The organism is Bacillus sp. 05T31, from assembly GCF_056396725.1.
This window is the reverse complement of the sequence record NZ_JBFTMA010001103.1, coordinates 1-915: the sequence shown is the minus strand read 5'-3', so window position 1 is coordinate 915 and position 915 is coordinate 1. Positions and strand designations below refer to the sequence as shown.

1 pseudogene is annotated in these 915 nt (G+C 32.6%); it reads right to left on the bottom strand.

Annotated elements, in window-relative coordinates:
* Positions 1 to 16 precede the first annotated feature (16 nt).
* Positions 17 to 148: pseudogene (locus AC1DJR_RS31670) on the bottom strand (DUF4879 domain-containing protein); the annotation flags it as partial.
* Between the last annotated feature and the right edge of the window lie 767 nt (positions 149 to 915).

Sequence of the window (915 nt, the reverse complement as noted above, 5' to 3'; positions counted from 1 at the left end):
GAATATATAAAACTAATTATTTAATATATAACGAAGTGCGCCACGTATCTCTTGGATAATTTATTGAAGTCTTTTGATATTCAAAAGTCCCTTCTTGATGATTTGATGCGTCCCATTTATATTCCCAACCTACAATAGGATTACCACCAAAACCGTAATAACTCCTTATTAGCTTACCAGAAGAAATCTCTTAGTTGTTGATTCGCCACCCTTTATTGTTTACTATCAATCAATTAAAAAAAGAATTTTTTTGTTTAAGGGCTACTTTAAAATCTTAAGTTGATGGATGTGTGGCGAGACCCCATAGCCATCAACTTAAGAAAATGAATAAAATAACGAAATTAGGGCACCCTTTCATGCAGTACTACATGAAAGGGTGTTTTAATTTATGTCTATAAACAATTATCCACCAGTTGGGGATTTACGCATGCCAGGTGACGAATTCCGAAATAAATTTTCTATTCATCACCTACAGGAACTTGCGTATCAAACAGGTATGATTTAACGAAAACGAAAATTTCAGGCGCAGGACCTTGTATCACTCTGTGTGTTTTTGGGAAAAACAATCAGTTCCGAGTCCTTAGTTAGTCTCTGTACGGAATTTTCAGTCTTTTCCGGCACCCCTTCCCTTTAAATATGAGAAATTTTTAATACTCCTTTCATTATCTCTTCATGAAAACTCAATTCATATCCTTTACTATAAAAACTAGGAAAGCATATACGAGACATAAAAAGTATTAAAATGGCAATAGACTCATTAAATAAGGTATAATTTGCATATAGTGAACTTTTTATGTTGTTAAATAAAAAGAACTTTACTCGAAAAAACTTATGAACTAGAAGGTGCAACAATGTTAAGTAGTTCTTTACTCGAAAAAACTTATGAACTAGAAGGTGCAACAATGTTAAGTAGTT